The sequence below is a fragment of the Janthinobacterium sp. PSPC3-1 genome (assembly GCF_049896105.1).
Lineage (GTDB): Bacteria > Pseudomonadota > Gammaproteobacteria > Burkholderiales > Burkholderiaceae_D > Janthinobacterium.
The window spans coordinates 182,985-207,839 of sequence record NZ_JAFCTQ010000004.1; the positions used below are offsets into that span (position 1 = coordinate 182,985).

At 64.4% G+C, this 24,855-nt stretch carries 24 protein-coding genes and 1 tRNA gene; 14 read left to right on the plus strand and 11 right to left on the minus strand.

Going from position 1 to position 24,855, the window contains the following annotated elements:
* The first annotated feature begins 28 nt into the window (after nucleotides 1-28).
* From ACP7B7_RS06970 to ACP7B7_RS06990, 5 genes are all read left to right on the plus strand, one after another.
* Nucleotides 29-1,003 (plus strand): acetyl-CoA carboxylase carboxyltransferase subunit alpha, encoded by a 975-nt coding sequence (locus tag ACP7B7_RS06970; protein WP_308922041.1) that lies wholly within the window; start codon nucleotides 29-31, stop codon nucleotides 1,001-1,003.
* Nucleotides 1,004-1,164: 161 nt separating this feature from the next.
* Nucleotides 1,165-2,583 (plus strand): tRNA lysidine(34) synthetase TilS, encoded by a 1,419-nt coding sequence (gene tilS / locus ACP7B7_RS06975; protein ID WP_426076163.1) that lies wholly within the window; start codon nucleotides 1,165-1,167, stop codon nucleotides 2,581-2,583.
* Nucleotides 2,584-2,747: 164 nt separating this feature from the next.
* Nucleotides 2,748-3,995 (plus strand): aspartate kinase, encoded by a 1,248-nt coding sequence (locus tag ACP7B7_RS06980; protein WP_426076164.1) that lies wholly within the window; start codon nucleotides 2,748-2,750, stop codon nucleotides 3,993-3,995.
* 110 nt (nucleotides 3,996-4,105) lie between these two features.
* Nucleotides 4,106-4,198 (plus strand) — tRNA-Ser (locus ACP7B7_RS06985).
* 395 nt (nucleotides 4,199-4,593) lie between these two features.
* Nucleotides 4,594-5,076 carry a VOC family protein gene (locus ACP7B7_RS06990; RefSeq protein ID WP_426076165.1) on the plus strand — a complete coding sequence of 161 codons (483 nt, stop codon included), beginning with the start codon at nucleotides 4,594-4,596 and terminating at the stop codon, nucleotides 5,074-5,076.
* Nucleotides 5,077-5,085: 9 nt separating this feature from the next.
* Here the strand turns inward: ACP7B7_RS06990 and ACP7B7_RS06995 are convergent, their stop codons facing one another.
* Entirely contained in the window at nucleotides 5,086-6,849 is a 1,764-nt protein-coding gene (locus tag ACP7B7_RS06995) for a chloride channel protein (RefSeq protein ID WP_426076166.1), read from the minus strand.
* Nucleotides 6,842-7,267, minus strand: coding sequence for a MarR family winged helix-turn-helix transcriptional regulator (locus tag ACP7B7_RS07000; RefSeq protein WP_426076167.1), 426 nt, complete (start codon nucleotides 7,265-7,267; stop codon nucleotides 6,842-6,844). Before ACP7B7_RS07000 ends, ACP7B7_RS06995 begins: the two co-directional genes overlap by 8 nt.
* Nucleotides 7,268-7,402: 135 nt before the next feature.
* On the opposite strand from ACP7B7_RS07000, the gene ACP7B7_RS07005 reads away from it, so the two are divergent.
* Nucleotides 7,403-8,692, plus strand: coding sequence for a glucoamylase family protein (locus ACP7B7_RS07005; protein ID WP_426076168.1), 1,290 nt, complete (start codon nucleotides 7,403-7,405; stop codon nucleotides 8,690-8,692).
* Nucleotides 8,693-8,713: 21 nt separating this feature from the next.
* On the opposite strand, the gene ACP7B7_RS07010 is transcribed toward ACP7B7_RS07005, so the two are convergent.
* Nucleotides 8,714-9,097, minus strand: coding sequence for a type II toxin-antitoxin system HicB family antitoxin (locus ACP7B7_RS07010; protein WP_308922034.1), 384 nt, complete (start codon nucleotides 9,095-9,097; stop codon nucleotides 8,714-8,716).
* Nucleotides 9,098-9,105: 8 nt separating this feature from the next.
* A complete protein-coding gene (locus tag ACP7B7_RS07015; RefSeq protein ID WP_426076169.1) occupies nucleotides 9,106-9,288 on the minus strand; it encodes a type II toxin-antitoxin system HicA family toxin in 183 nt (60 codons plus the stop codon).
* Between the two features lie 243 nt (nucleotides 9,289-9,531).
* Between ACP7B7_RS07015 and ACP7B7_RS07020 the strand changes: the two genes are divergently transcribed.
* On the plus strand, nucleotides 9,532-10,221 hold the full coding sequence (locus tag ACP7B7_RS07020) for a DUF2325 domain-containing protein (protein WP_426076170.1): 690 nt from the start codon (nucleotides 9,532-9,534) through the stop codon (nucleotides 10,219-10,221).
* 5 nt (nucleotides 10,222-10,226) lie between these two features.
* Here the strand turns inward: ACP7B7_RS07020 and ACP7B7_RS07025 are convergent, their stop codons facing one another.
* Nucleotides 10,227-10,814 carry a hypothetical protein gene (locus ACP7B7_RS07025; RefSeq protein ID WP_308922031.1) on the minus strand — a complete coding sequence of 196 codons (588 nt, stop codon included), beginning with the start codon at nucleotides 10,812-10,814 and terminating at the stop codon, nucleotides 10,227-10,229.
* A gap of 41 nt (nucleotides 10,815-10,855) precedes the next feature.
* A complete protein-coding gene (locus ACP7B7_RS07030) occupies nucleotides 10,856-12,424 on the minus strand; it encodes a methyl-accepting chemotaxis protein (protein ID WP_426076171.1) in 1,569 nt (522 codons plus the stop codon).
* A 204-nt stretch (nucleotides 12,425-12,628) separates the two neighbouring features.
* Here ACP7B7_RS07030 and ACP7B7_RS07035 point away from each other — a divergent pair, with 204 nt between their 5' ends.
* Nucleotides 12,629-12,907, plus strand: coding sequence for a metal/formaldehyde-sensitive transcriptional repressor (locus ACP7B7_RS07035; RefSeq protein WP_308922029.1), 279 nt, complete (start codon nucleotides 12,629-12,631; stop codon nucleotides 12,905-12,907).
* Between the two features lie 13 nt (nucleotides 12,908-12,920).
* Complete coding sequence (dmeF, locus tag ACP7B7_RS07040) at nucleotides 12,921-13,886, plus strand: CDF family Co(II)/Ni(II) efflux transporter DmeF (protein WP_426076172.1); 966 nt, start codon at nucleotides 12,921-12,923, stop codon at nucleotides 13,884-13,886.
* A 22-nt stretch (nucleotides 13,887-13,908) separates the two neighbouring features.
* Here dmeF and ACP7B7_RS07045 read toward each other — a convergent pair whose 3' ends face one another.
* Nucleotides 13,909-15,354, minus strand: a complete 1,446-nt coding sequence (locus tag ACP7B7_RS07045) for an NAD-dependent succinate-semialdehyde dehydrogenase (RefSeq protein WP_426076173.1) — start codon at nucleotides 15,352-15,354, stop codon at nucleotides 13,909-13,911.
* 243 nt (nucleotides 15,355-15,597) lie between these two features.
* Here ACP7B7_RS07045 and ACP7B7_RS07050 point away from each other — a divergent pair, with 243 nt between their 5' ends.
* Together ACP7B7_RS07050 and ACP7B7_RS07055 are read left to right on the plus strand one after the other, a co-directional pair.
* Nucleotides 15,598-15,939, plus strand: coding sequence for a zinc ribbon domain-containing protein YjdM (locus ACP7B7_RS07050; protein ID WP_065308841.1), 342 nt, complete (start codon nucleotides 15,598-15,600; stop codon nucleotides 15,937-15,939).
* A gap of 19 nt (nucleotides 15,940-15,958) precedes the next feature.
* Nucleotides 15,959-16,987, plus strand: coding sequence for an RNA methyltransferase (locus ACP7B7_RS07055; protein ID WP_426076174.1), 1,029 nt, complete (start codon nucleotides 15,959-15,961; stop codon nucleotides 16,985-16,987).
* An 80-nt stretch (nucleotides 16,988-17,067) separates the two neighbouring features.
* Here the strand turns inward: ACP7B7_RS07055 and ACP7B7_RS07060 are convergent, their stop codons facing one another.
* Nucleotides 17,068-17,478 (minus strand): hypothetical protein, encoded by a 411-nt coding sequence (locus ACP7B7_RS07060; RefSeq protein ID WP_426076175.1) that lies wholly within the window; start codon nucleotides 17,476-17,478, stop codon nucleotides 17,068-17,070.
* A 141-nt stretch (nucleotides 17,479-17,619) separates the two neighbouring features.
* On the opposite strand from ACP7B7_RS07060, the gene ACP7B7_RS07065 reads away from it, so the two are divergent.
* On the plus strand, nucleotides 17,620-18,297 hold the full coding sequence (locus tag ACP7B7_RS07065) for a phosphoribosylanthranilate isomerase (protein ID WP_426076176.1): 678 nt from the start codon (nucleotides 17,620-17,622) through the stop codon (nucleotides 18,295-18,297).
* 67 nt (nucleotides 18,298-18,364) lie between these two features.
* Nucleotides 18,365-19,144, plus strand: a complete 780-nt coding sequence (locus ACP7B7_RS07070; protein ID WP_426076177.1) for an ATP-grasp domain-containing protein — start codon at nucleotides 18,365-18,367, stop codon at nucleotides 19,142-19,144.
* Here ACP7B7_RS07070 and ACP7B7_RS07075 read toward each other — a convergent pair.
* Nucleotides 19,141-20,049 carry a LysR family transcriptional regulator gene (locus tag ACP7B7_RS07075; protein ID WP_426076178.1) on the minus strand — a complete coding sequence of 303 codons (909 nt, stop codon included), beginning with the start codon at nucleotides 20,047-20,049 and terminating at the stop codon, nucleotides 19,141-19,143. The two genes, ACP7B7_RS07070 and ACP7B7_RS07075, sit on opposite strands and share 4 nt — an antisense overlap.
* Between ACP7B7_RS07075 and ACP7B7_RS07080 the strand changes: the two genes are divergently transcribed.
* Complete coding sequence (locus tag ACP7B7_RS07080) at nucleotides 20,048-20,248, plus strand: hypothetical protein (protein ID WP_426076179.1); 201 nt, start codon at nucleotides 20,048-20,050, stop codon at nucleotides 20,246-20,248. The genes ACP7B7_RS07075 and ACP7B7_RS07080 overlap by 2 nt on opposite strands.
* Here the strand turns inward: ACP7B7_RS07080 and ACP7B7_RS07085 are convergent.
* A complete protein-coding gene (locus ACP7B7_RS07085) occupies nucleotides 20,245-20,772 on the minus strand; it encodes a 4'-phosphopantetheinyl transferase family protein (RefSeq protein WP_426076180.1) in 528 nt (175 codons plus the stop codon). The genes ACP7B7_RS07080 and ACP7B7_RS07085 overlap by 4 nt on opposite strands.
* Entirely contained in the window at nucleotides 20,769-24,815 is a 4,047-nt protein-coding gene (locus ACP7B7_RS07090) for a Pls/PosA family non-ribosomal peptide synthetase (protein ID WP_426076181.1), read from the minus strand. The genes ACP7B7_RS07085 and ACP7B7_RS07090 overlap by 4 nt, the downstream gene beginning before the upstream one ends.
* Between the last annotated feature and the right edge of the window lie 40 nt (nucleotides 24,816-24,855).

Here is a 24,855-nt window from a genome sequence, read left to right on the forward strand (position 1 = left end):
ACGCGGCTGGTAAAACCCTGGAGGTACAATGACTAAAACGACTTTCCTCAATTTTGAACAGCCGATCGCGGAACTCGATTCCAAGATCGAAGAGTTGCGCTTCGTGCAAGACGATTCGGCCGTCGACATCTCGGAAGAGATCGACCGCCTGGCCAAGAAGAGCCAGCAGCTGACCAAGGATATCTACGCCAAGCTGACGCCCTGGCAGGTGGCGCAGATCGCGCGCCACCCGCAGCGCCCCTACACCATGGATTATGTGAACGAGATCTTTACCGATTTCCACGAACTGCATGGCGACCGCAGCTATGCCGACGACCTGTCCGTCGTCGGCGGCCTGGCCCGCTTCAACGGCCAGCCCTGCATGGTCATCGGCCACCAGAAGGGCCGCGACACGAAAGAGCGCGCCATGCGCAACTTCGGCATGCCGAAACCGGAAGGCTACCGCAAGGCCATGCGCCTGATGAAGGTCGCCGAAAAATTCAACCTGCCGATCTTCACCTTTGTCGACACCCCGGGCGCCTTCCCCGGCATCGACGCCGAAGAGCGCGGCCAGTCCGAAGCCATCGGCCACAATCTGTACGTGATGGCCGAACTGAAAGTGCCGCTGATCGCCACCATTATCGGTGAAGGCGGTTCCGGCGGCGCGCTGGCGATCGCCGTCGGCGACGCCGTGCTGATGCTGCAGTACTCGACCTACGCCGTGATCTCGCCGGAAGGCTGCGCCTCCATCCTGTGGAAGAGCGCCGAGCGCGCCGCCGACGCGGCCGAAGCGCTGGGCCTGACCGCGCACCGCCTGAAAGCCATGGGCCTGATCGACAAGATCATCAACGAACCGCTGGGCGGCGCCCACCGCGATCCGAAACAGATGGCGACCCTGCTGAAACGCGCGCTGGCCGACACCCTGCGCCAGTTCCACGGCATGAAAACCAAGGACCTGCTGCAAGCGCGCCATGAAAAGCTGCTGAGCTATGGCAAGTTCAAGGAAACTACGCCGAGCGAGTAATCCAACCCGCGTAGGTCGGAGCAGGTCGGGTAGGTCGGATTAGCGCAGCGTAATCCGACATGACGCAACCTGACATGACAGTAAAAAAAACACCAGGGACAGGCAGGTAGCCGAACATCTTCGACTACCTGCCTGTCCCTCTTTGCATTCCCGGAACCCATATGAAAAAGCAACAAACCGCCAGCGTCGCCGATATCTTCGCCCGCGCACTCGACGCCTGTGCGCCCAGGAACGGTGAAACGATTGCCATTGCCCTCAGCGGCGGCCTCGATTCCTCGGCTCTGCTGCACCTGGCCCATGCCTGGGTGCAAGAGCAGGGCGTGGCGCTGCGTGCCTTCCACGTGCACCACGGCCTGAGCCCGAACGCCGACGCCTGGCTGGCCCATTGCGAGCAACTTTGCGACAGCATGAACGTGCCGTTCGAGGCCGCCCGCGTCAGCATCGAGATCAATCCCAAGACAGGTACGGAAGAAGCGGCCCGCAAGCGCCGCTACGCCGCCCTGGGCGCCTTGTGCGCGCAATACGGCGTGCGCCTGCTGCTGACGGCCCACCACCAGGACGACCAGGCCGAAACCGTGCTGCTGCAGCTGCTGCGCGGTTCGGGTACGGCCGGTCTGTCGGGCATGGATGGCGCCAACAGCGCACCGGAATTGCTGGCCAATCCGGATCTGGTGATGGCGCGCCCGCTGCTGCCGGTATCGCGCAAGCAGCTGGAAGCGTATGTGGAGAAACATGCGATTCCTCATATCCATGACGAATCGAACGACGATGCGCGCTTTGCCAGGAATGCCTTGCGGCACCAGGTGATGCCGGTGCTGGCGCAGGCCTTTCCCGGCTTCCAGGAACGTTTTGCGCGCAGTGCCCAGCATGCGCAGTCGGCGCAGCGCCTGCTGACGGAACTGGCCACGCAGGACTTGGCCAACTGCCTCGATGGCGATTGCATCGAGCTGGGCAAATTGCGCGAACTGAGCCAGGACCGCTGCTACAACCTGCTGCGCCACTGGTTCGGCACGCGCAACTTGCGCATGCCGTCGACGGCATGGCTGGCGGAAATGCTGGCGCAGCTGCTCGAAGCGCGGCCCGACGCGCAGTTGCTGGTGACGCATCCGGAATGCCATGTGCGGCGCCACCGCGACCGCCTGTACCTGACGCCCAAACTGGGTGACCTGGCCGGCATGCGCGAGCGTGATGACGCGAATATCCCGGGCCTGGAAAAAGCCGGCCAGGATTTTCACTGGCAGGGTGAAGCCAGCTTGGCGTTTCCCGCGTATGGCGGCGTGCTGCATTTCGACCCGGTAGAGGAAGACGGGCAGGGCATCGATATCGCCTGGCTCAAGGCGCAGCTGTTGACCATCGATTTCCGCCAGGGCGGCGAGCGCCTGAAGCTGGCGCACAACCGCCCGACCAAGAGCCTGAAATACCACTACCAGGCATTTGACGTGCCGGCCTGGGAGCGCGAGCGCCTGCCGCTTGTCTGTGCGGCGCAACAATTGTTGTTTGCGGCCGGCATCGGCCTCGATTGCCATTGCCTCGGTTTGCCGGACGCCTCACGCGTGAGCTTGCGCTGGGCCGCCGTCTGAGCGGCCTGCCATGCGGTGTGGGCTGGCGCGCGCACTGCATGGATCGGTTATTTCCATATGCGTAATCGGTATGAGCTAATGCGCTTAATAGCTTGTTATTTTGCATTGCGGCATGTAGAGTAAAGCCCTCTTTTTTATTCTTCTTGAGCGGAAACTTCACTCTTATGGCTTTAATCGTCCACAAATATGGCGGTACGTCGATGGGCTCGACTGACCGTATCAAGAATGTCGCCAAGCGCGTTGCCAAGTGGCACGACGCTGGGCATCAAATCGTGGTGGTGCCATCCGCCATGTCGGGCGAGACCAACCGCCTGATTGGACTGGCCAGGGAAATCATGGATCAACCCGATCCGCGTGAACTTGACATGATCGCCTCGACAGGCGAACAAGTGTCCGTCGGCCTATTGTCGATGGCACTGCTGGCGATCGGCAAACAAGCCGTATCCTATGCTGGCTGGCAAGTCGCGATCAAAACCGATTCCGCCTTTACCAAGGCCCGCATCCAGTCGATCGATGACGAAAAAGTCAAACGCGACCTCGATGCCGGCAAGATTGTCATCATTACCGGTTTCCAGGGCGTCGACGAGAACGACAATATCGCGACCCTGGGCCGCGGCGGTTCCGACACCTCGGCCGTGGCGATCGCCGCCGCCATGAAGGCGGCCGAATGCCTGATCTTTACCGATGTGGACGGCGTCTACACGACCGATCCGCGCGTGGTCTCCGAGGCACGCCGCCTGAAGACCATCACCTTTGAAGAAATGCTGGAACTGGCTTCGCTGGGCTCCAAAGTGCTGCAAACCCGTTCGGTGGAATTTGCCGGCAACTACCGCGTTCCGACGCGCGTATTGTCGTCGCTGACCGACCCGATGCTGCCTTTGGAAGTAGAAGCCAATTCGGGCACCCTGATTTCGTTTGAGGAAGACACCAACATGGAACAAGCAGTTATCTCCGGCATCGCCTTCAACCGCGACGAAGCCAAAATCACCGTGCTCGGCGTGCCTGACCGTCCGGGCGTGGCCTACCACATCCTGGGACCGGTGGCCGACGCCAATATCGAAGTCGACATGATCATACAGAATCAGTCGGTCGACGGTAAAACGGACTTCACCTTCACCGTCTCGCGCGGCGAATACGCACGCGCCCTGGCCGTGCTGGAAGCGAACCGCGAACAACTGGGCGCGGCCAGCATCACCGGCGACGCCAAGGTGTCGAAATTGTCGGTGGTCGGCGTCGGCATGCGCAGCCACGTCGGCGTCGCCTCGCAAATGTTCCGCACCCTGTCGGAAGAGAGCATCAACATCATGATGATCTCGACCTCGGAAATCAAGATCTCGGTCCTGATCGACGAAAAGTACATGGAACTGGCCGTGCGCGCCCTGCACAAGGCGTTCGAGCTGGAAAAAGCCTAAACAAGTAAAAATATCGCCCCACGCCCTTGACCAAAGGGGGTGCAATCGATATTATGACGTTCGTCGCTGCAGCGCAGTCAGCTGAAACGACATAGTTGAGTAATCAGCTAGGAGACGTGGCCGAGTGGCCGAAGGCACATCCCTGCTAAGGATGCATACGGCTTATACCTGTATCGTGGGTTCGAATCCCACCGTCTCCGCCAGAATCAAATAAAAAAGCCTCCCCTGCGGGAGGCTTTTTTATTTGTCTGGACGGAACGGTGGGATTCGAAGGGCTGGGCCGTGCCGGCCCAGCCCTCTCCGAATCGCCCATCTGCCGCGCCCCGCGCGGCGACGTTGGCCGCGCCGCGGCCCACGCCGCCCCCCCCAGGAAGGCCCAGGCCGCCCGCCCCCCCCCCGGGCCCCCCCCCCCCCGGGGGGGGGGGGGGCCCCCCCCCCCCCCCCACGCCTCCCCCTCACTTCAGGCACTGGCAGCCAGCACGCACCAGGCGCCCACCACCCACCCCAAAAAAATCCCCCCAATTCTCCTTGTCTTGCCGCTCCACGGCGCTAGAGTGAAACAACCCACCCGTTTCAACCCCAACCCTAGGAGCCCATCATGACAGCACAAGTGCAAGCCATACCCCAAGACATGCACACCATCACCCCGCACCTGGTCTGCGACGGCGCCGCCGAGGCCATCGCATTCTATAAAAAAGCCTTCAACGCCGTCGAGGCTGCGCGCATGCAGACGCCGGACGGCAAGATCATGCACGCCATGATCATGATCGGCGACTCGCACGTGATGCTGGTCGACGAGTTTCCCGACTACGGCAGCATCGGTCCCAACAAGCTCAAGGGCACGCCTGTCACCCTGCATATGTACGTGCAGGACGTGGACCGTGCCTTCGCGCAGGCGGTCGCCGCCGGCGCCACCGTCAAGATGCCGCTGGAAAACCAGTTCTGGGGCGACCGCTATGGCATCGTCACCGATCCCTTCGGCCACAGCTGGTCGCTGGCCACCCACGTCAAGGACGTGACGCCGGAAGAGATGAAGGCGGCGATGCAGAACATGCAGCCCGAGTGCGGCGCGCAGTCCTGAGCCGCCGCTTCAGCGCGCGCCAAACGGCCACACCGTGCGCACCGCCTGCCGTTGCCACTCCTCCGCCTGCAGCCCCAGCGCCGGCTTGACCAGGTCGCTGCGGCTGACGATGCCGATCAGGCGCAGGCTGTGCGCGTCGCTGACCACCGGCAGCCGTTCCAGCGCGTGCACGGCCAGGCGCGTGGCCAGGGTGCGGCAGGTTTCACCGGCCAGCGCCACCACCGGCATGTTCGCGCCGAACAACTGGCCCACCGTCATGCCGGCGTGTGACGCAAGACCTTGTTCCAGGGTGGCGCGGTCCAGCATGCCGACCAGGGCGCCGTCGCGCGTGACGGGAAAGGCGCGGTGGCGCTGGGTGCTGCCGAAGTGGCTGGCCATGGCGACGGCGAGAGTGGTATCGGCGTTGATGCGGGTTGGCTGCGGGCTCATCACCTCGGCCACGCTGTGGCGTTCCAGCGGATCGATGCCGTATTCACGATAAATATGATAACCGCGGCGGGCGATTTTTTCGGTCAGGATGGAGCGGTGCATGAAGATCACCGTAAACGCATAGGCCACGGCCGAGGCGGCCATCACGGGCAGCAGGGCGTTGACGTCATGGGTCAGCTCGAACGCAAAGGCGACCGCCATGATGGGCGCGCGCATCATGCCGCCCAGGGTAGCGGCCATGAACACCAGCGGCCAGATGGCCGGTTCGTGGCCGGGCAAATAGGGCCCGAGCAAAGCGCCCAGGCCCGCGCCCAGCATCAGCAGCGGCGCCAGCACGCCGCCCGAAGTGCCCGAGCCCAGCGCCAGCAGCCAGATCACGGCTTTCCCGCCCAAGAGCGCCAGCAGTGCGCCGGCGGCGAGATGGTTGTTCAGCAGGTCGGCGATCACGTCGTAGCCCACGCCCAGCGCGCGCGGCTGCAGGTAGCCGCCGATGCCGACGGCCAGGCCGCCGATGGCCGGCCACCACATCCAGTGCACAGGCAGGCGGTGGAACAGGTCTTCCACCTTGTACAGCGAGGTCGACAGCAGCCACGCCATGGCGCCGCACAGCAGGCCGGCGACCAGGCACGACAGCAGCGCCGACGGCGGCAGCACGGCCGTGTGCAGCGGGAACAGCGGACCGCTGTCGATCAGCAGGGGGCGCAGGAAGCCGGCGATCACGCAGGCGATCGCCACCGGCGCCAGGCTGCGCGGGCGCAGTTCGAACAGCAGCAGTTCCACCGCCAGCAGCAGCGCCGCCACCGGCGTGCCGAACACGGCAGTCATGCCCGCCACGGCGCCGGCCACCAGCAAGGTCTTGCGCTCGCCGGCGCTCAGGTGGAAATGCTGGGCCAGCAAGGAGCCGACCGCGCCGCCCGTCATGATGATCGGGCCTTCGGCGCCGAACGGGCCGCCGCTGCCGATGGCGATCGCCGAGGCGAGCGGCTTGAGCACCGCCACCTTGGGCGACATCATGCTTTTCTTGAACAGGATCGCCTCGATCGCCTCGGGAATGCCGTGACCGCGTATCTGCTCGGTGCCATAGCGCGCGATCAGGCCGATCAGCAGTCCGCCCAGCACCGGGATGGCGATCACCCAGGCGCCCAAGCCTTGGCCGGCGGGCGACATGAAGGCGGTCGAGAATTTCTGGAAGAAAAACAGATTGGTGAAAAAATGGATGGCGTGCAGCAGCACCCAGGCGGTCGCGGTGCTGAGGGCGCCGACCACGGCGGCCAGGCTGGAAATCAGGATCAGCCGCGCCTGGCCGTCGAAGTCGCGCCGGGCGTCGTAGGCGGTATTACTCATGATGTTGTCCTGCCACGGTCGGAATGGTAAACACGCCGGCCAGCGACTGCAGTTCGGTGCGGTGCAATTGCGCCAGCCTGGCCAGCAGGGCCTCGCCCTCGGGCAGCAAGTGGACTTCGACCCGGCGCCGGTCGGCACTGCTGTGGCGGCGCTCTACCAGCCCGGCCGCTTCGCAGCGCGTGACCAGCGCCACCACGCCGTGCGGCTTGGCCTGCAGGCGTTCGGCCAGCTCGCCGACGGTGGCCCAGTCGCGGCCGGGATAACCCTTGATGTGCAGCAGCAGCAGGTATTGCAGTGGCGTGATGCCATGGGTCTGGATCACGTCATCGGAGAAGCGCTCGAAGCGGCGCATCTGGTAGCGAAATTCCGACAGGATCGTGAAATCGGACTTGCCCAGGGCGGCAGGGGAGAGAGGCATGACAGGGTTCCGGCAAAAGGAAAGGCGCTAAATATATCACAACGTGATATAAATGGTCCGGCTGGCCGTGGGCAATATCTGGCCTGTACTGCCATACTGTGCCTTGTCGCCACCAAGCGCCCCGCGCCCGCCCCCATGAAACCGGCCAGCTTTCCCCTGCCGCCTGACCTGATCGATGAAGAAGCCATGCTGGCGGCCCTGCAGCGCGAGGCCTTCGGCTATTTTATTACGCAGGTCAACCCGGCCAATGGCCTGGTGCGCGACAAGGACAAACAGGGCTGGCCGGCCAGCATCGCCGCCGTCGGCCTGGCACTGACCAGCTATTGTGTCGGCGTCGAACGCGGCTGGCTGGCACGCGATGACGCGGTCGAACTCACCTTGACCACCTTGCGTTTTTTTGCGAAGAGCGAGCAGGGCGACTCGCCCGCCGCCACCGGCCACAAGGGTTTTTATTATCACTTCCTCGACATGGACAATGGCCGGCGCGCCTGGGATTGCGAGCTGTCGAGCATCGACACGGCGCTGTTGATCGCCGGCGTGCTGGCCGCCGCCGCATACTTCGATGGCGACGGCAAGGACGAACTGGAGATCCGCGCGCTGGCCGATTTCCTGTACCGCCGGGTCGACTGGCAATGGATGCGCGCGCGCTGCCAGTTGCTGCGCCATGGCTGGAAGCCGGAAACGGGTTTTTTGCGCAAATGCTGGCGCGGCTATGACGAGGCGCTGATCCTGTACGTGCTGGCGCTCGGTTCGCCCACCTTTCCCGTCGAACGGGCCAGCTACGATGCCTGGACCTACAGCTTCGAATGGAAATCCGTCTACGGCATCGATTACCTGTACGCGGGCTCGCTGTTCATCCACCAGATGTCGCATGCCTGGCTCGATTTGCGCGGCATCCAGGATGATTTCATGCGCGCCCACGGTCTCGATTATGCGGAAAACAGCCGCCGCGCGACCCTGGTGCAGCAGCGCTACGCGATCGACAATCCGCTCGGTTTTCCCGGCTATGGCGAACACTGCTGGGGCATCAGCGCCAGCGACGGTCCCGGCCCCGCCACCCAGCAGTCCTACGGCGTGCGGCGCAGCTTTCGCGACTATGCGGGCCGCGGGGCGCCGTACAGTATTGACGACGGCACCCTGGCGCCGTGGGCGGTGGCCGCCTCGCTGCCGTTCGCGCCCGAACTCGTGCTGCCGGCCCTGGCGCAGCAGCATGATGTATTCCATGCACGCTCGACCGTGTTCGTCACGCAGCAGGGCCCGCGCTGGGTCTCGCCTTACCGCTTCGGCATCAACGACGGGCCGGTGCTGCTGATGCTGGACAACTACCTGCACGATTTTCCGTGGCGGCTGATGCGCGGCAACACGTATCTGCGCGATGGGCTGGTGAAGGCGGGGTTTGCGGGCGAGTGGCTGGCGGAGCAATAAGCGCGCATGCGCCGAGCTTGGCTATTCCGCCATGGCTTTCATTGCTGCCTGCGCCAGAAAGCTCGAGCGGCTCAGGTGGCGTGACTTCGCAAACACGTCGATGTCGCGCAGCAGGGTTGCCGGCAGGGATATATTCAGACGTACCGGTTTCGTCCTCACCTTCGACAAATCGATGTCGACCAGCATCCAGAAACCCCCCGCATACTGCGCATCGCCAGTCCATTGCTCGATGGCCGAGGCGGCGGGAATACTGTCCTCGTCTTCGTACATGGTTTCGACAGCCTCCTGCGCCGCATGTTGAAGATCACCTTGCTTGTCGGCGGCGGTATGGACGCCTGGCAGATCGGGAAAAGTAGCGCCGTAGGCGCTGTTGGTATCCTTCCATACATAGAGTGGGTAAAACATTTATCGCCTCATTTCAAGTCAGCTTGTTTCAATATTGAATTGGCAGTACCTATCGGCAAGTCTTTTTTTGGATGCGGAACGATCACGGATTTGCCGGTTCCAGGATGGCGGTACTTGTGATGGCTGCCGCGCGTCGACACATGTTCCCATCCAGCGGATTGGAGTTGTTTGATAAGGTGTGCGCTGTCCATGGTGTAAATCATACACAAAAACTACACACGTATTCACAGTTTGTGTAAGTTTTGTGTGGTTTGCCAGCCTTGAAAGCCATCGAAAATGGACAGTTTGTCAATTGAGGTCGAGGGTGTGGGGGCAATGCCGGACCATACCCCTACCGCGAGCACGGCTCATACATGAATAGTAATGATTCTCATTTATAATGCAATGGACTGTGGCCGGGGGCTAGTGGCAAAGGAGGCATGATGGAGAAATTGGTGAGTACCGGGGACATGATCGCGCAAGAGCACCGCGTGCTGCTGAGTGCGTATGGACGGGCGCAGGCGCGCTGCAGCGCCCAACTGGCCGAACAGGCGGCGCGTATCGCCGAACTGGAAGCGCAGCTGATGCGCGCGCAGGCGCAGATCGTGATCCGCGATACCAGGCTGGCGCTGGCGCGTGAAGAACTGGCGGAACTGGCTGCGGCCGCACCCGGCTTGCCGACACGGGTCAAACTGGCGCGCCGCGTCGAGTGGCTCAGTGTACGGGTGCAGGACCTGATGCGCGAGCTGCTGCGCTTGCAATGGGTGCCGGCGCCTTCGTTGTCGAACAAGCCGGCGCTGCAAGCAGACCTGCTGGCCGGCGTGCGTGAAAAATCCGTGCTCTGCGTCGGACAGGACTTGGGCCAGGCCATCGACGGCGCCAACGCCGCCCGGCAGGCCATCGAGCAGGCCGGCGGGCGCTTCCTGCACCATGCGGGCGGCGATGATGGCGTCGACGACGTGGCGGCGCTCGAAGCGAGCCTGGTGGCGGCCGACCTGGTGATCTGCCAGACCGGCTGCGTCAGCCACGACGCCTACTGGCGCGTGCACGACCACTGCCAGCGCACCGGCAAGCAGTGCGTGCTGGTCGACCAGCCGCAAGCCATGCATTTCATACGCAAGGAAGCGCTGGCCAGCCAGGCATGACGCTGTCAGGCGGTCAGCACGAACGAGGCGCTGTCGCCCAATGACAGCATGGTTTGCAGGTGGGAAGTGCCAAGGCGTCGTGCCACGATGTCGTCGAGGCAGTGCGTCGCCAGATGCACGCGCGCCTGGTCTGGGCGGGTGTATTCCCAGACGACGTGGAAGGTGAAACTCGTGTTGTGGGCGTCACTTGCCGCCATCGCCTGCTCGCCCCGTGACGTGCCGGCCTGCACCGAGAATGCCTGGTGCAGCTGTGGCCGGGCGCGTATTTCCGCGACCATCTCATTATTGAGCGTGAAATCGGTTTGCGTGGACAGCTCTTCCCCAGGGAAAAGTTCCTGCAAGGTCTTGCCCACGTCCGGGTTTTCGCATGCCTCATGCAGGGTCACTTTCAGCACTGCTCCGGCCGGCACCGGAAGTTCCGCCCAAGTCAGGTAGCCACGTCCGCCTTGTCCGAAGTTGCCGCCGGCCGCGTCCAGTGCCGCTTTCGGATTTCTGTCCAGCGCGCCACGCACCGAAACATTGACGATGTCCCCGTCGGCCAGGCTGATGGTGGTAACGCGGGCGCCATCGAGTTCAACGCAAAGGCTGGGCATGCTTGCTTTCTGATCAGTTAAAAACACATTGTCGCATGGCCTTACGAGCGCAGCATCACCGCGCCGCGCTCCAGCCGGAAGCGGCTGACCACCTGCGCCAGCCGGCTTGCTTCATCCTGCAAGGACTCAGCGCCCGACGCCGCCTGTTCGACCAGGGCGGCGTTCTGGCGCGTCACCTTGTCCATTTCGGCGATCGCCAGGTTGATCTGCTCGATGCCCGCCTCCTGGGCCTGGCTGGCGCCATTGATGTCGCCCATGATGTCGGTCACGCCGCGCACGCTGTCGACGATCTGGTCCATCGTGGCGCCCGCTTCGTTGACCAGCTTGCTGCCGGCCGCCACCTGGCTGACGGAATCGTCGATCAGCGCCTTGACCTCGCGCGCGGCCTGGCTGGAACGCTGCGCCAGGTTGCGCACTTCGGACGCCACCACCGCGAAGCCGCGCCCCTGTTCGCCGGCGCGCGCCGCTTCCACCGCCGCGTTCAGTGCCAGGATATTGGTCTGGAAGGCGATGCCGTCGATCACGGCGATAATATCGACGATTTTTTTCGACGAGGTGTTGATCGCGCCCATGGTGCCGACCACCTGCGCCACTACGGCGCCGCCGCGCACCGCCACCTCGGAGGCCAGCGCCGCCATCTGGTTGGCCTGGCGGGCATGGCCGGCGTTCTGTTTCACGGTCGACGTCAGCTGCGCCATCGAGTCGGCCGTGTTGCGCAATGATCCCGCCTGCTGGCCGGTGCGGGCCGACAGATCGAGGTTGCCGCTGGCGATGCGCTGCGAGGCGTCGGCGATGGTGTCGGTGCCGCCGCGCACCTGGCCGACGATGTCCTGCAGGCTGGTGTTCATGGCGTTCAGGGCCTGCAGCAGCTGGCCCGTTTCGTCGCGCGCGCCCACGATCACCGTGCTGGTCAGGTCGCCGGCCGCCACCTGCCGCGCCACGCCCAGCGCCTGCAGCAAGGGGCGCGTGATGCTGTTGCTGGCCTGGATCGCCAGCAGGATGCCGGCCAGCGCCGCGCCGGCGGACAGCAAGATGATGATCAAACGGGTCTGCTCGGCCTGTTGTACCGAGGCCTGGCCGGCCGATTCCATCAGGCCGGTCTGGTAGCTGACCAGCTGTTCGAGCGCGGCAAAATAGGCTTGCTGGCGCGGCTGCAACTGCTTGAGCATCAGGCTCTTGGCTTCAAATTTGCGCTCTTCCGCCACCAGCTTGAGCACGTCTTTCCTGACGGCGTCGAATTGCTGGCGCGCCGTGTTCAGCCGGGCAAGGCGGCTGCGGCCCTCGGCGGACGCCGGCAAGCGTTCCAGCTTGCCAACCACCGTGTCGATGCGGCGCGCGATCTGGTCCACATGTTGCACTTCCTTGGCGGCCAGTTCGGCGTCGACGGTCAGGAAGATATTGCGCATGGCGAGCATGGTTTCGTTCACATCGTCCTTGATCGCGTGCACCAGCACGGTTTTTGGATAATTGTCTTCGTTCATGCGGCGAATTTCGCTGCCCAGTTCGCTGACCCGGGTAATCGCCACCAGCGCCAGGATCAGGAGCAGGGCGATGATGGCGCCAAAGCTGACGCCCAGCCGGCGGCCGATTTTCAAATCATTGAATTTCATGTGACAAGTCTCCTGATATTTTTATGGTCCGCGCGGTGGCAATGCCCCTGTGGTTGGATGATGGTAGAGCGCGCCCGGTTATTTATCCAATCAATAATTATTAGTGCCTAATATCAATTTCGGTATGAGTCAGGGTAGCAACTTTTTCAATAACAGCGACGAATCTGTTACCATACCCCCCTATGGTATTTATTGGAGGCAGGCATGGGACATATCTCGCACAACAAGGACAAGCTCTTGAACCGCGTCAAGCGCATCAAGGGCCAGGTGGAAGGCATCGAGCGGGGGCTGGAGGAAGGGCGCGACTGCGGCGACATGCTGCAGCTGATCGCGGCCGTGCGCGGCGCGGTCAATGGCCTGATGGCCGAGGTGATCGAAGAGCATCTGCGCGAACACGTGGCCAGCCCCGCGATCGCCAGCGACGCCGAGCGGGCCAAGGGCGCCGACGAGATCGTCGCCATCCTGCGCACCTATCTCAAATAAGCGAAAGACCATCATGACGCAAGCACAAGCAGCGGAAGACCTGTCCGCCTGGACCCATGAGCACGTATTCGACAGCAGCGATGGCAAGGCCGAGCGCCGCGCGCGCATCGTCATGTGGATCACCCTGGCCACCATGGCGCTCGAGATCGTGGCCGGCTGGTGGTACAACTCGATGGCGCTGCTGGCCGACGGCTGGCACATGAGCTCGCACGCGCTGGCGATCGGCCTGGCGGCGTTTGCCTATGCCGCTTCGCGCCGCCATGCGCGCGACCCGCGCTTTGCCTTCGGTACCTGGAAGATCGAAATCCTGGCCGGCTACACCAGCGCCATCCTGCTGCTGTGCGTGGCGGTGCTGATGGTGGCCGCCTCCGTCGAGCGCCTGTTCGCGCCGCAGGCGATTCATTATCCGCAGGCCATGGCGGTGGCCGGTTTCGGCCTGGCGGTGAACCTGGTCTGCGCGCTGATCCTGGGCGGGCACCACGATCATGGACATGAGCACGGCCACGACCATCACGAGCACGATCATCACCACCATGGTCACGGTGAAGATCTGAACCTGAAGGCCGCCTATGTCCATGTGCTGGCCGATGCGGCCACTTCGGTGCTGGCCATCGTCGCGCTGGCCGGCGCGTGGGCTTATGGCTGGAACTGGCTCGACCCCGTGATGGGCATCGCCGGTGCGGTGCTGGTGGCGCTGTGGGCGAAAAAGCTGACGCAGCAGACGGGCACGGTCCTGCTGGACCGCGAGATGGACCACCCGGTGGTGCGGGAAATCCGCGAGGCGGTGGAGGTGGAAGAGGGCGGCGACACGCCGCGCGTCGTCGACCTGCACGTCTGGCGCGTCGGCAAGCAGCTGTATGCGTGCGCGCTGTCGGTGGTCAGCCGCGGCCCCACCCTGACGGCGGCGCGGCTGCGCGCCCGTATCAGCATCCACGAGGAAATCGTCCACAGCACCATCGAGATCGTGCGGCGGACCTGAGCCACGCGCTGCCGGCGCCGGCTTACACGCCCACCAGCGATACGGCCTTGGTATTCAGGTACGATTCCAGCGCCTCCGGCCCGCCTTCCGTGCCATGGCCCGAATCCTTGATGCCGCCGAACGGCATTTCGGCGCTCGGGGCGGCGCCCTGGTTGATCCACAACATGCCCACCTCCATGCGGTTCATCAGCAGGTGGGCGTTCTTGATCGAGCGCGTAAAGGCATAGCCGGCCAGGCCAAACGGCAGGCGGTTCGCTTCGAGGATGGCTTCTTCCAGGCTGTCGAAGCCGCGGATGCCGGCGATCGGGCCGAACGGTTCGTCGTTGAAGATGCTCGCGTCAAGCGGCACATCGGCGAATACCGTCGGCGCGAAAAAGTTGCCGGTGTCGCCGATGCGGCCGCCGCCGGTGGCCAGGATGGCGCCCTTCGCCTGCGCATCTTCCACCACCTTGGCCATGGCGCTCAGGCGGCGCGCGTTGGCCAGCGGCCCCAGCGTGGTGCCCTGTTGCAGGCCGTCGCCCAGCTTCAGGCTTTCGGCGTGTTTGACCAGCGCGCTGGTGAATTCGGCCTTGACGGCATTGTGCACCAGGAAGCGGGTCGGCGAAATGCATACCTGGCCGGCATTGCGGAACTTGGCGCCGCCGGCGGCCTTGACGGCCAGCGCCACATCGGCGTCTTCGGCAATGATCACCGGGGCGTGGCCGCCCAGTTCCATCGTCACGCGTTTCATGTGGGCGCCGGCCAGCGCGGCCAGCTGCTTGCCCACCGGCGTCGAGCCGGTGAACGTGACTTTGCGGATAATCGGGTGGGGGATCAGGTAGCCGGAGATTTCGGCCGGGTCGCCGAACACCAGGCCCACCACGCCCGGCGGCAGGCCGGCGTCGACGAAGCATTGCATCAGCGCCGCCGGCGAAGCCGGCGTTTCTTCCGGCGCCTTGCACAGGAAAGAGCAACCGGTGGCCAGTGCGGCCGACAATTTGCGCACGATCTGGTTGATCGGGAAATTCCACGGCGTGAAGGCGGCGACCGGGCCGACCGGCTCTTTCAGCACCAGCTGCTGCGCGGCCGGGTTGCGCGACGGCACGATGCGGCCATACACGCGCATGCCTTCGGCGGCAAACCAGTCGATGATGTCGGCGCCGGCCAGAATTTCACCTTTCGCTTCGCCCACCGGCTTGCCCTGCTCCCGGGTCATCTGCTGCGCAATGTCGACGGCGCGTTCGCGCAGCAGCGATGCGGCGCGGCGCATGATGGCGGCCCGTTCGGCGGCCGGCACGGCGCGCCACGTCTCGAAACCCTGCTGGGCGGCGGCCAGCGCGCGGTCCAGGTCGGCGATGCTGGCGTGAGCGACCGTGCCGATCGCCTGTCCGGTGGCGGGGTTGAGCACGGGAATGGATTTGCCGCCGGTGGCGTCCACCCATTGATTGGCGATCAGCAAACGGGTATCGGGATAGCTGGAGAGGGTCATTGCTTGGGGCTCCTGTCGGTGGTGAGTCGGTCTTGCTGCCGGCCGGGCGCCTTGCCTGGCAGGGGCGATAGTCGGCAGCCGAAAGAGTGCAAGTGTACTACCGTGCCGGAAAAGCGGCAGGGGCGAAGGTTTGCTGTCGCCGGGCCGCTGGCATGAAGGCGTAAAAAAGCCCGCCGATGGCCGGCGTAGCAATTATAATGTCGGCTTTTACGGCCAGGCGCCGTCCACCACACAGAGAAACGAATGAGCACATTACCTCCATGCCCGCAATGCCAATCCGAATACACCTACGAAGACGGCAGCAACCTCGTCTGCCCTGAGTGCGCGCATGAATGGTCGGCCACGGCCGGTGAAGCGGTGGAAGAGGGCGCCAAAGTCTACCGCGATGCGGCCGGCAATATCCTGCAGGACGGCGACACGGTCAGCGTCATCAAGGATTTGAAACTGAAGGGTGGCGGCGGCGTCGTCAAGATGGGCACCAAGGTCAAGAATATCCGCCTGGTCGACAGCGATCACGATATCGACTGCAAGATCGACGGTTTCGGCCAGATGAGCCTGAAGACCGAGTTCGTCAAGAAGGTCTGATCGCTTTCAGTTCATCCCCATGCAAATCGATACCATCCGCCAGCGCCTGCGCGCGCTGGGCGCCAAGCCCCTGCATGAACAGCGCGTGCTGCGCGACTGGATACAGGCGCAGCCGCACGACCAGGGCCGGCGCCGCGCCGAAGATTTCTTGCCGCTGCCGGTGCGCGAGGCCTTGCCGGCGCTCGACTTGGAGTTGCAGGGCATGCTCAAGCTGCTCAGCACCCACCCCGGCGCCGATGGTTCGGCGCGGCTGCTGGTCGGTCTGCACGACGGGCAGACGGTGGAAAGCGTGCTGCTGCCGCGCGATGGGCTGTGCGTGTCGAGCCAGGTGGGCTGCGCCGTCGGCTGTCAGTTCTGCATGACGGGCCGCGACGGCCTGATACGGCAAGTCACCAGCGGCGAAATCGTCGCGCAGGTGGTGCTGGCGCGGACCATGCGGCCGGTGAAAAAAGTCGTTTTCATGGGCATGGGCGAACCGGCCCATAACCTCAATAATGTGATGGAAGCGATCGAGCTGCTGGGCACGGAAGGCAATATCGGCCACAAGAACCTGGTGTTCTCCACCGTCGGCGACCCGCGCGCCTTCGAACGCCTGCCGCAGGGACGTGTCAAACCGGCGCTGGCCCTGTCCCTGCACACCACGAAGCCGGACCTGCGCGAACAGCTGCTGCCGCGCGCACCCAAACTGTCTCCGCGCGAGCTGGTGGCGTTCGGCGAGTCGTATGCGCGCCTGACCGGTTATCCGGTGCAATACCAGTGGACCTTGATGGAAGGCATCAACGATGGCGACGATGAACTGGACGGCATCGTGGAGCTCCTCAAGGGCAAATATGCGGTGCTGAACATGATCCCGTATAACACCATCGCCGACCTGCCGTTCAAGCGCCCCAGCTGGGACCAGGCGCGCGCGATCGCCGCCCGCCTGCACGAGCGCGGCGTGCTGACCAAGCTGCGCGATTCGGCCGGGCAGGATGTGGAGGGCGGCTGCGGGCAGTTGCGGGCGCGTGAGGCCAAGGGCAGAAAAGTAATTGAAATACGGGCCGCGTAGGTCGGATTAGGCCCGCAGGGCCGTAATCCGACAACATTGTTGGCGCCGATCGTGGTGTTGTCGGATTACGCGCTTGCGCGCTAATCCGACCTACCGATTCTGCCCAACAAATCATGTTCATCCAGGATCGCAAACGCGATCTCCGGATGCCTGGCCAAACAGCGCCGCACCGCTGCCGGAATCGCCGCGCGCGTCTTGCGGCACAGGCCGGGCTGCTCCAGCAATTGAATCTGGAAGCCGCGCACGGTGCGTACCTCGCCGCTGCCGGGCGCGATGCGCAGCACCACGCCCAGGTTTTTCTGCAAATTCTTTTCCAGTTTTTTCAGCTGTTCGTACGTGGCGATGGTTTCTATATGCGCGAGCAGGCGCTTTTCTTCCGTCAGGTTCAGGCGCAGGATGGCCAGCTCGGCTTGCTCGCCGCCCAGCAGCCGTTCGCGTTCGCAGTCGCACAGCTGCGGCGGGCATTCCTTGCGGATTTTAAAATCGGCCATGAGCCTGCTTCCTGTGCGCGCAATAGGGGACGAACCAGTATCGACCGCCGTCCGCCGCCTGTCAATCGGATGCACGATAGTGCGCCGGCTTGACCGCGCGGCTGGCATTGGGCGCCGCCCCGTGTTGTAATGTTGGCCATCATGAGAACCCGCATCAAGATCTGCTGCGTCGCCTCCATCGACGAAGCGCAACTGGCAATCGCTGCCGGCGCCGACGCGCTGGGCCTGGTGGCTGCCATGCCGTCCGGCCCCGGCGTGATTCCCGACGCCCGCATCGCGCAGATCGCCGCCTGGACGCCGCCGCCCGTGTCCACCTTTCTGCTGACGGCCGAGACCACGGCGGCGCGCATCGCCGGCCATATCGCCGCCACCCAACCGACCACGGTGCAGATCGTCAGCCATATCGATCTGCATGAACTGGCCGAACTGGCGCGCCTGCTTCCCCATGTCAAACGGGTGCAGGTGATCCATGTGGAAGGCGACGACGCGCTCGGCCTGATCCCCGCCTATGCCCCCCATGTGCATGCCTTCCTGCTCGATTCGGGTCGCCCGTGCGGCGCGGTGCCGGAACTGGGCGGCACCGGCCGCACCCACGACTGGGGCATCAGCGCGCGCTTCGTGCGCGCCAGCCCCGTGCCCGTGTTCCTGGCCGGCGGCCTCGACGCCGGCAATATTGCCGCGGCCCTGCGCCAGGTACGCCCCTACGGCATCGACCTGTGCTCGCGCGTGCGCACCGATGGCCACCTCGATATCATGAAGCTGGCGCTCCTCACGTCGGCCGTGCGCGAGGCCGATGCGCTGCTTTATGCGGAAGGGTGATGCCATGCGGTTATGATGCCGCAGTCGGCGGCTATCCATGGCCGTCATGTCTACCGGAGTTTTTGCCATGCGCCTGCTGTTCCCCTGCGATCCCTTCAACAAATCCGCCGTCGATGAAAACTACATCGACGAGTGGCACGCTGCGGCAGCCATCGGCGTGGCGTGCTCGCTGTTTTCATTCGAGGATTTCGAGGACGGCGTGTTCCGGCCAAGGCCGGCGTTGGCCGCTGGCGAAACGATCGTGTATCGCGGCTGGATGCTGCGGCCAGGGCGCTATGCGGCGCTGGTTGATGCCTGCGCAGCGCAAGGCGCAAAATCGCTCACCAGCGCTGCGCAGTACCGTCATTGCCATTACCTGCCCGAGTGGTACGCCGTCTGTGCGGGCGCTACGCCGGAGACGGTATTCACCGCGCGCGATGCGGATTTCGTCGCCGCCGTCGCCGGCAAGGACTGGCCTGCTTATTTCGTCAAGGATTACGTCAAATCCTTGAGCAGCACGCGCGGCTCGGTTGCCGATACGCCGCAAGATATCGCTTCGGTGGTGGATCTGATCGAACAGTATCGCGGCGAAATCGAGGGTGGCGTTTGCATCCGCCGCTACGAGCAGCTACTGCACGACACGGAGGAGCGCTATTTTGTCTGGCATGGACGCGCACACGGCCGCGATGGCAGCGTGCCTGCGCTGGTCGCGGCGGTTGCCGCGCGTATCGACAGTCCATTTTTCTCCATCGATGTCGTCAGCTCCGCTACCGGACAACTGCGCCTGATCGAATTGGGTGACGGCCAGGTGTCGGACCGCAAGCATTGGCCGGCAGCGCGGTTCCTGGCGATGCTGGCACAGGATTAATCCGCTGTGCCCGGATGGTGCATCTCGCGCACCAGCGCTTGCGCAAACGCCGCCACCATGCCGCTGGCCGCGCGCGGCGAGACCAGGCCGACCACGGTGGGCGATACTTCGTCGGGCAGGTTGAGAAAATGCACGCCCGGCGGTGCCGCCAGGCGCATGCTGTCGGGGACGATGGCGATGCCGAGGTTTGCCTCGATCAGGTTCAGCTGCGAGGTCTTGCGCGACAGCGCGCGCGCCGCTTTGGGGAAATAACCCTGGGCCAGGCACAGGCCCGCCACCAGGTCACTCAAGCCACCACGATCCTTGTGCGGAATCGACACGAACGCCTCGTCGCGCAGCGCGGCAATCGTGGTGCTGGTGTAGGCGGCCAGCGGCGAATCCTTCGACACCGCCACCACCAGCTTTTCGCTGTACAGCTCGCGCACGACGATATTGGCGTGCTTGCGCAGGGTAGGCAGGCGTACCAGGCCCAGGTCGGCGCGGCCCTCTTCGATATCGGCCGCCTGGTTTTCCGACGAGCCTTTCGACACATCAAGCGAGACGCCGGGAAACTGCGCCAGCAGGCGCTTGAGCACCGCGCCGATGGCGGGCGTCAGCGTGACGGAACTCGAATGCAGCAGGCGGATGATGCCGGCCGAACCCTGGCCCACATGGCTCGTCTGGCGCACGGTTTCCTCGATATCGTCGAGGATGCGCTTTGCGCGGTCATAAAAGACCTGGCCGGCGGCGGTCAGCTCGATATGGCGCGCGTCACGGGTGAGCAGCAGCGCCTGCACCTCGTTTTCCAGTTCCTTGATCTGCCGGCTCAGGGCCGACTGCGCAATAAACAGTTTTTCCGCCGCGCGCGAATAGCTGCCCGCCTCGACGATTTCGACAAAGTAGCGGAACTGTTTGAGAGAGATCATGGATGCCTTTTCGAGATCGCAGGGCGCCATATTTGATATTGGCCGTGGCCAGCCATGCACGTTACAGTGGCCTGGTCGTCACCACTGCAAGGGAAACACCATGCTGGAATTGATCGGAGTACTGGGAGTGCTCGTCAGTATTATCGTCAAACTGATTTTTGTCCAGGTTTGCGGACGCGCAGGCAAACAAGAGGATTAATACGCGAGCGTCGCCACGAATCGGGCCGGCATGGGCAGTGCCTGCAAGCGGCAATCGATGGCGGCGCCATCCCATTCGCCCAGTGCCCGGCCAGCGCACTTGAGCGCCGCCTCGCGCGCCGTCCACGCCTGCGCCAGAGCCAGCGGACGCTGCGCCTCGGCGCAGGCCGCAAGCGACTGCGCCACTTGCGGCCCCAGGTAGTCCGTCGCCACGGCAAACCAGTCCGGAATCTCCACTAGTCGCATCACATCGATGCCGACCGGTCCATGCAGATGAACGGCGGCCAGGGACAACCCTTCGTCATGACTGATCGACAGCCAGGCCGCCCGGCCAGCCAGCAGCAAACGCGGCGCATGGCCAGGCTGCGATTGCACACTGATGCCATCGATGGCGATATTCAGCCACTGCGCCACCGCCTCGCGCACGGCAAGACGAGTACGCTGGCGCGCCTCGGTACGTGGCAAGGCGCCGGCAATGCCGATCACCAGCACGCCATCGCCTTGCCAGTACCGTGTAAAACTCATGACCGCAGCGGCGCCGCCGGGCATCCCGCCCAGTTGCTGCCGGCCGGGATATGTTCGCCCTTCATCACGAGGGTCAAGGGACCCAGCCGCGCGTTGTCGCCCACTTTGGCGCTGTACAGCACCGAGCTGCGCGGCCCCATGTAGACGCGCTGGCCGATTTCCACATGATCGATCTTCATCACGCGGTCTTCGAACAAGTGGGTCTGCGGGCAGGTCAAGGCATTCAATTCGCTGTGGTCGCCGATATGCACGCAGTCGAATTCGGTGATGTCGGTGGTGTCCATGTAGACGCCGCGGCCGATCTTGCAGCCGAACAGGCGGAAGGCCATCGGCAGCCATGGTGTGCCGCGCAGGTAGCGCATGAAGTTGGGTACGGCGATGCCTTCGTACAGATTCGTCACGCCTTCGGACAGCCACACGAACGGTGTCCACATCGGCGCGGCGTGCTTGCGGTAGCGTCCCAGCAGCAGCCATTTGAGCAGCACCACCAGCAGGAAATTGCCGATGCCGTAAGCGATGCCGGCCATCGCCAGGTCGGCCACCACTTCGCCCCAGCGCCCGGCGCCAGCCAGCGGCATCACGTCCAGCACCAGCGTGTAGCCGACGGCGATCACCAGCGCGTGCGGCGCGACGATGCGGAACGCTTCGATCAGGCTGCGGCCCAGGCGGCGCAGTGGCGAGGGCTTGAAGGTCAGGTGTTCGGCAAAGCCGCTGACCTGTTCGCGCGCCGGCAGGTGCATCGGCGGGGAGCCCAGCCAGGTGTCGCCGCCATGCATCTGCTCATTGCGCGGCGCATGCGTGTGCACGCCGATCAGCACATGCTCGGGCAGCACGGTGCCGTCGGGGATATAGCTGCCATTGCCGACAAAGCTGCGGTGCGAAATCACGGTCGGGCGCATGGTCATCCAGCCGCCGTCGATCTGCTCGTCGCCCAGCATCACGGCGTCGGCGATAAAAGTGTCGTCGCCCAGGGTCAGCATGTCGGGCACCACGCCCAGCGCGGTGGAAATCTCGGCGCCCTTGCCGACCTTGGCGCCCAGCAGGCGGTACCAGTACGGTGCGAAGACGGTGGCGTAAATGCCGTGCAGCACGTTCAGGCTCGACTCCTGGATATGGCTGACCAGCCACTTGGCGCAATAGATATTGCTGTGCACTGCAGACACACCAGGCTTCAGGCGCGGCAGCGCGCCCCAGCGGATGGCGGCCGACAGCAGCGCCGTCAGCACGATCAGCACGGCGCTGGCCGGGAAGGCCAGGATGAAGTAGCGCGCCAGCTGGGTGGTCGGGTCGCGCCCCTGCAGCCACGGCATCATTTCGCGTTCGTCGAACCAGTCGATCAGCACGAAACTGGGGAACACGGGCATAAAGAACAGCACCGCGATCAAGACCATGCCGAAGCAGAAGAACAGCATTTCGGCGCTCAGGCGGACCTTGCTGACGGCGGGCCGCGCCGGCTGGCTGGCCGGGTCGAACGCGCCTATATCGCGCGCGGGCGAACCGGTCCAGATGCGGCCGGCGGGCACCGATGCGCCATCGGCCAGCGCGGACTGGCCTTCCAGGTGGCCAAAGTGGCCGACCTTTGTGTTGCCTTCCAAAATCGCGTAGGAGCTGATGCAGGCGTCATTGCCGATGCTGATATGCCCCAGCAGCAAACGGCCCCGCTCGACGCGCGCGTTTTCGAAGTTGACGGCATTGCCGACGCTGACGTTGTCGCCGATGGACAGCAGCTCAGGCGCGCGCAGGGTCATGGAACCGATCACCACTTCCTTGCCGACTTTCGCACCGAGCGCGCGCAGCCACCAGCTATTGAGTGACGAGCCACTGAGCAGATAGGTGGGCGCCGATTCGACCAGCCTGTCGGCCAGCCACCAGCGATAATAGGTGACGCCCCACAGCGGATAGCTGCCCGCTTTCAGGCGCCCGGCGATCAGCCATTTGCCTGCAATCGCGATGGCAAACTCGCCCAGCGTCGCCAGCAAAAACACGCCGATCGAGGCGGCCACGGCGCGCGCCACGGTGTCGCCCGGGTCGCCCGTAAAGTAGTGATAGGTGAAGAAGGGCGCCAGCCACTGTGCCATGCGCAGGGTGACCAGCACCGGCACGGCCGCCGCCTGGGCCGCGCCGCAGGCCCAGCGCTTGACACGCGACGGTGGCGTCCAGTCGGCCTCCTGCACGGCCAGCGCCGGCGCTTCGCCCAGCACGGCGGCGATTTTTCCCACTTCCCGATTGTGATAGATATCGCGCACGGTCATATGGGCGTAACGGGGATCGGCGCGCAGGCTCGATGCCAGGCGCGCGGCAAGAAAGGAATGGCCACCCAGGTCGCTGAAAAAATCGGCCTGGCGCAGTATGGGCTGGCCCGGGAACAGCTGCGCCAGCGCCGCGAACAGGGCCGCTTCGGCCGGCGTTTCCGGCAAGTCCGATTCACCCGCCTCCCCAGGCGGCGGCGCGGACAGGGACATGGCTTTGAGGGCCTTGCGGTCGATCTTGCCGGAAGTGAGACGCGGCATCAGCGGCAGCAGCTCGAACCTGCCCGGCACCATATACGGCGGCAGATGCAGGTTCAGCGCCGCGCGCAGGGTCTTGGCCGTCAGGGCGTCGTCGCCCGCATCGTCGCTGCCGACGAGATACGCCACCAGCTGGTCGATGCCGTCATCCTTGCGCAGCAGGACGGCCACCGTGCCCACGCCCAGCTGCTGCGCCAGCACGGCTTCGATCTCGCCCAGCTCCACGCGAAAGCCGCGTATTTTCACCTGGTCGTCGGCGCGGCCCAGGCACAGTACCTGGCCGTCCGGATCGATGCGGGCCAGGTCACCGGTGCGATACAGGCGCGCGTCGTCCGGCCCCGTGCTCCAGGGATTGGGCAGGAATTTTTCCAGCGTCAGGTCGGGCCGGCCCAGATAACCTTCGGCCAGGCCCGGGCCGATAATGCACAATTCCCCCGTTTCGCCGCGCGGCAGCAGCGTCAAGGGACGGTTTTCTCCTGCTTCCGCCACCTGCAGCACCAAGAGGCCATAGTTGGGCAGCGGCGTGCCGATGGTCACCGGCTGGCCCGGCAGCAAACGGGCCAGGCTGCACGAGACGGTCGCCTCGGTCGGGCCATAGGTGTTGAACATGGCGCGGCCCGGGCGCGACCAGCGCTCGACCAGCGATTCCGGGCACATCTCGCCACCGAGGTTGATCAGGCGCAGGCTCGGTACTTCCTCGGCAAACAGCGCCAGCAGGGTCGGCACGGCATGGAGGACGGTTACCTGGTTTACGGCCAGCGCGCGCGGCAGCGCTTCCGGGTCGCCGGAGATTTCCTTCGGTCCCAGCCACAGGGTGGCGCCCACCAGGTACGCGATCCAGATTTCCTCGAACGACATGTCGAAGGCGACCGAAAAGCCCTGGTAGACGGTGTCGCCTTGCGTGACTCCCAGTACCGCATTCTCGCTGCGCAGGAAGTGGCAGATGCTGCGCTGATTGATCAATATGCCTTTCGGCTTGCCGGTCGAGCCCGAAGTGTAGATCACATAGGCAGGGTGTTCCGGCTTTGTCTCGTGACGCGTGTTCAGCACTTCTCCGGCAGCGCGCGGCGCCAGCAGCGACTCCGCCGTCCAGACGGGGCGCGTGACGCCAGCGTCCGCCAGGCGTGGCGCGAACTGCGCGCAGCTGACAATGCCCGCGCCATTGGCGTCATCAAGGCACACCTGCAGCCGTTCGACCGGCGTATCTTCATCGACCGGCAGCCAGGCGGCGCCCGCCTTGGCAATCGCCGCCTGCGTCAACAGCAGGTTGGCGCCGCGCGGCAGCCACAGGCCGACGATATCGCCGGGGCGCACGCCGGCCGCCACCAGGCGCGAGGCGGCCAGGCTGGCCAGCGCATCGACTTCGGCGTAAGTAAGCTTGCGCTCGCCGTTGATCAGGGCAATCTGGTCGGGACAGCGGCGCGCGGTGGCCTCCAGCAGGTCGGCCAGCACCTCGTCTTGCAGCAGATCCGGTCGGTGTGGGCCATGCAGGATATCGGTATGGAGGGTGGGGCTATCGGCGGTGAAATCGTTCATGATGACGCTTATCTGTGATGCTGGGTGAAAGATCAAACTT

What these genes read in the sequence shown, in the direction of transcription:
- ACP7B7_RS06970 (WP_308922041.1), top strand. Translation starts at nt 29, where the DNA reads ATGACTAAAACGACTTTCCTCAATTTTGAACAGCCGATCGCGGAACTC.
- tilS (WP_426076163.1), top strand. Translation starts at nt 1,165, where the DNA reads ATGAAAAAGCAACAAACCGCCAGCGTCGCCGATATCTTCGCCCGCGCA.
- ACP7B7_RS06980 (WP_426076164.1), top strand. Translation starts at nt 2,748, where the DNA reads ATGGCTTTAATCGTCCACAAATATGGCGGTACGTCGATGGGCTCGACT.
- ACP7B7_RS06990 (WP_426076165.1), top strand. Translation starts at nt 4,594, where the DNA reads ATGACAGCACAAGTGCAAGCCATACCCCAAGACATGCACACCATCACC.
- ACP7B7_RS06995 (WP_426076166.1), bottom strand. Translation starts at nt 6,849, where the DNA reads ATGAGTAATACCGCCTACGACGCCCGGCGCGACTTCGACGGCCAGGCG.
- ACP7B7_RS07000 (WP_426076167.1), bottom strand. Translation starts at nt 7,267, where the DNA reads ATGCCTCTCTCCCCTGCCGCCCTGGGCAAGTCCGATTTCACGATCCTG.
- ACP7B7_RS07005 (WP_426076168.1), top strand. Translation starts at nt 7,403, where the DNA reads ATGAAACCGGCCAGCTTTCCCCTGCCGCCTGACCTGATCGATGAAGAA.
- ACP7B7_RS07010 (WP_308922034.1), bottom strand. Translation starts at nt 9,097, where the DNA reads ATGTTTTACCCACTCTATGTATGGAAGGATACCAACAGCGCCTACGGC.
- ACP7B7_RS07015 (WP_426076169.1), bottom strand. Translation starts at nt 9,288, where the DNA reads ATGGACAGCGCACACCTTATCAAACAACTCCAATCCGCTGGATGGGAA.
- ACP7B7_RS07025 (WP_308922031.1), bottom strand. Translation starts at nt 10,814, where the DNA reads ATGCCCAGCCTTTGCGTTGAACTCGATGGCGCCCGCGTTACCACCATC.
- ACP7B7_RS07030 (WP_426076171.1), bottom strand. Translation starts at nt 12,424, where the DNA reads ATGAAATTCAATGATTTGAAAATCGGCCGCCGGCTGGGCGTCAGCTTT.
- ACP7B7_RS07035 (WP_308922029.1), top strand. Translation starts at nt 12,629, where the DNA reads ATGGGACATATCTCGCACAACAAGGACAAGCTCTTGAACCGCGTCAAG.
- dmeF (WP_426076172.1), top strand. Translation starts at nt 12,921, where the DNA reads ATGACGCAAGCACAAGCAGCGGAAGACCTGTCCGCCTGGACCCATGAG.
- ACP7B7_RS07045 (WP_426076173.1), bottom strand. Translation starts at nt 15,354, where the DNA reads ATGACCCTCTCCAGCTATCCCGATACCCGTTTGCTGATCGCCAATCAA.
- ACP7B7_RS07050 (WP_065308841.1), top strand. Translation starts at nt 15,598, where the DNA reads ATGAGCACATTACCTCCATGCCCGCAATGCCAATCCGAATACACCTAC.
- ACP7B7_RS07055 (WP_426076174.1), top strand. Translation starts at nt 15,959, where the DNA reads ATGCAAATCGATACCATCCGCCAGCGCCTGCGCGCGCTGGGCGCCAAG.
- ACP7B7_RS07060 (WP_426076175.1), bottom strand. Translation starts at nt 17,478, where the DNA reads ATGGCCGATTTTAAAATCCGCAAGGAATGCCCGCCGCAGCTGTGCGAC.
- ACP7B7_RS07065 (WP_426076176.1), top strand. Translation starts at nt 17,620, where the DNA reads ATGAGAACCCGCATCAAGATCTGCTGCGTCGCCTCCATCGACGAAGCG.
- ACP7B7_RS07070 (WP_426076177.1), top strand. Translation starts at nt 18,365, where the DNA reads ATGCGCCTGCTGTTCCCCTGCGATCCCTTCAACAAATCCGCCGTCGAT.
- ACP7B7_RS07080 (WP_426076179.1), top strand. Translation starts at nt 20,048, where the DNA reads ATGGATGCCTTTTCGAGATCGCAGGGCGCCATATTTGATATTGGCCGT.
- ACP7B7_RS07075 (WP_426076178.1), bottom strand. Translation starts at nt 20,049, where the DNA reads ATGATCTCTCTCAAACAGTTCCGCTACTTTGTCGAAATCGTCGAGGCG.
- ACP7B7_RS07085 (WP_426076180.1), bottom strand. Translation starts at nt 20,772, where the DNA reads ATGAGTTTTACACGGTACTGGCAAGGCGATGGCGTGCTGGTGATCGGC.
- ACP7B7_RS07090 (WP_426076181.1), bottom strand. Translation starts at nt 24,815, where the DNA reads ATGAACGATTTCACCGCCGATAGCCCCACCCTCCATACCGATATCCTG.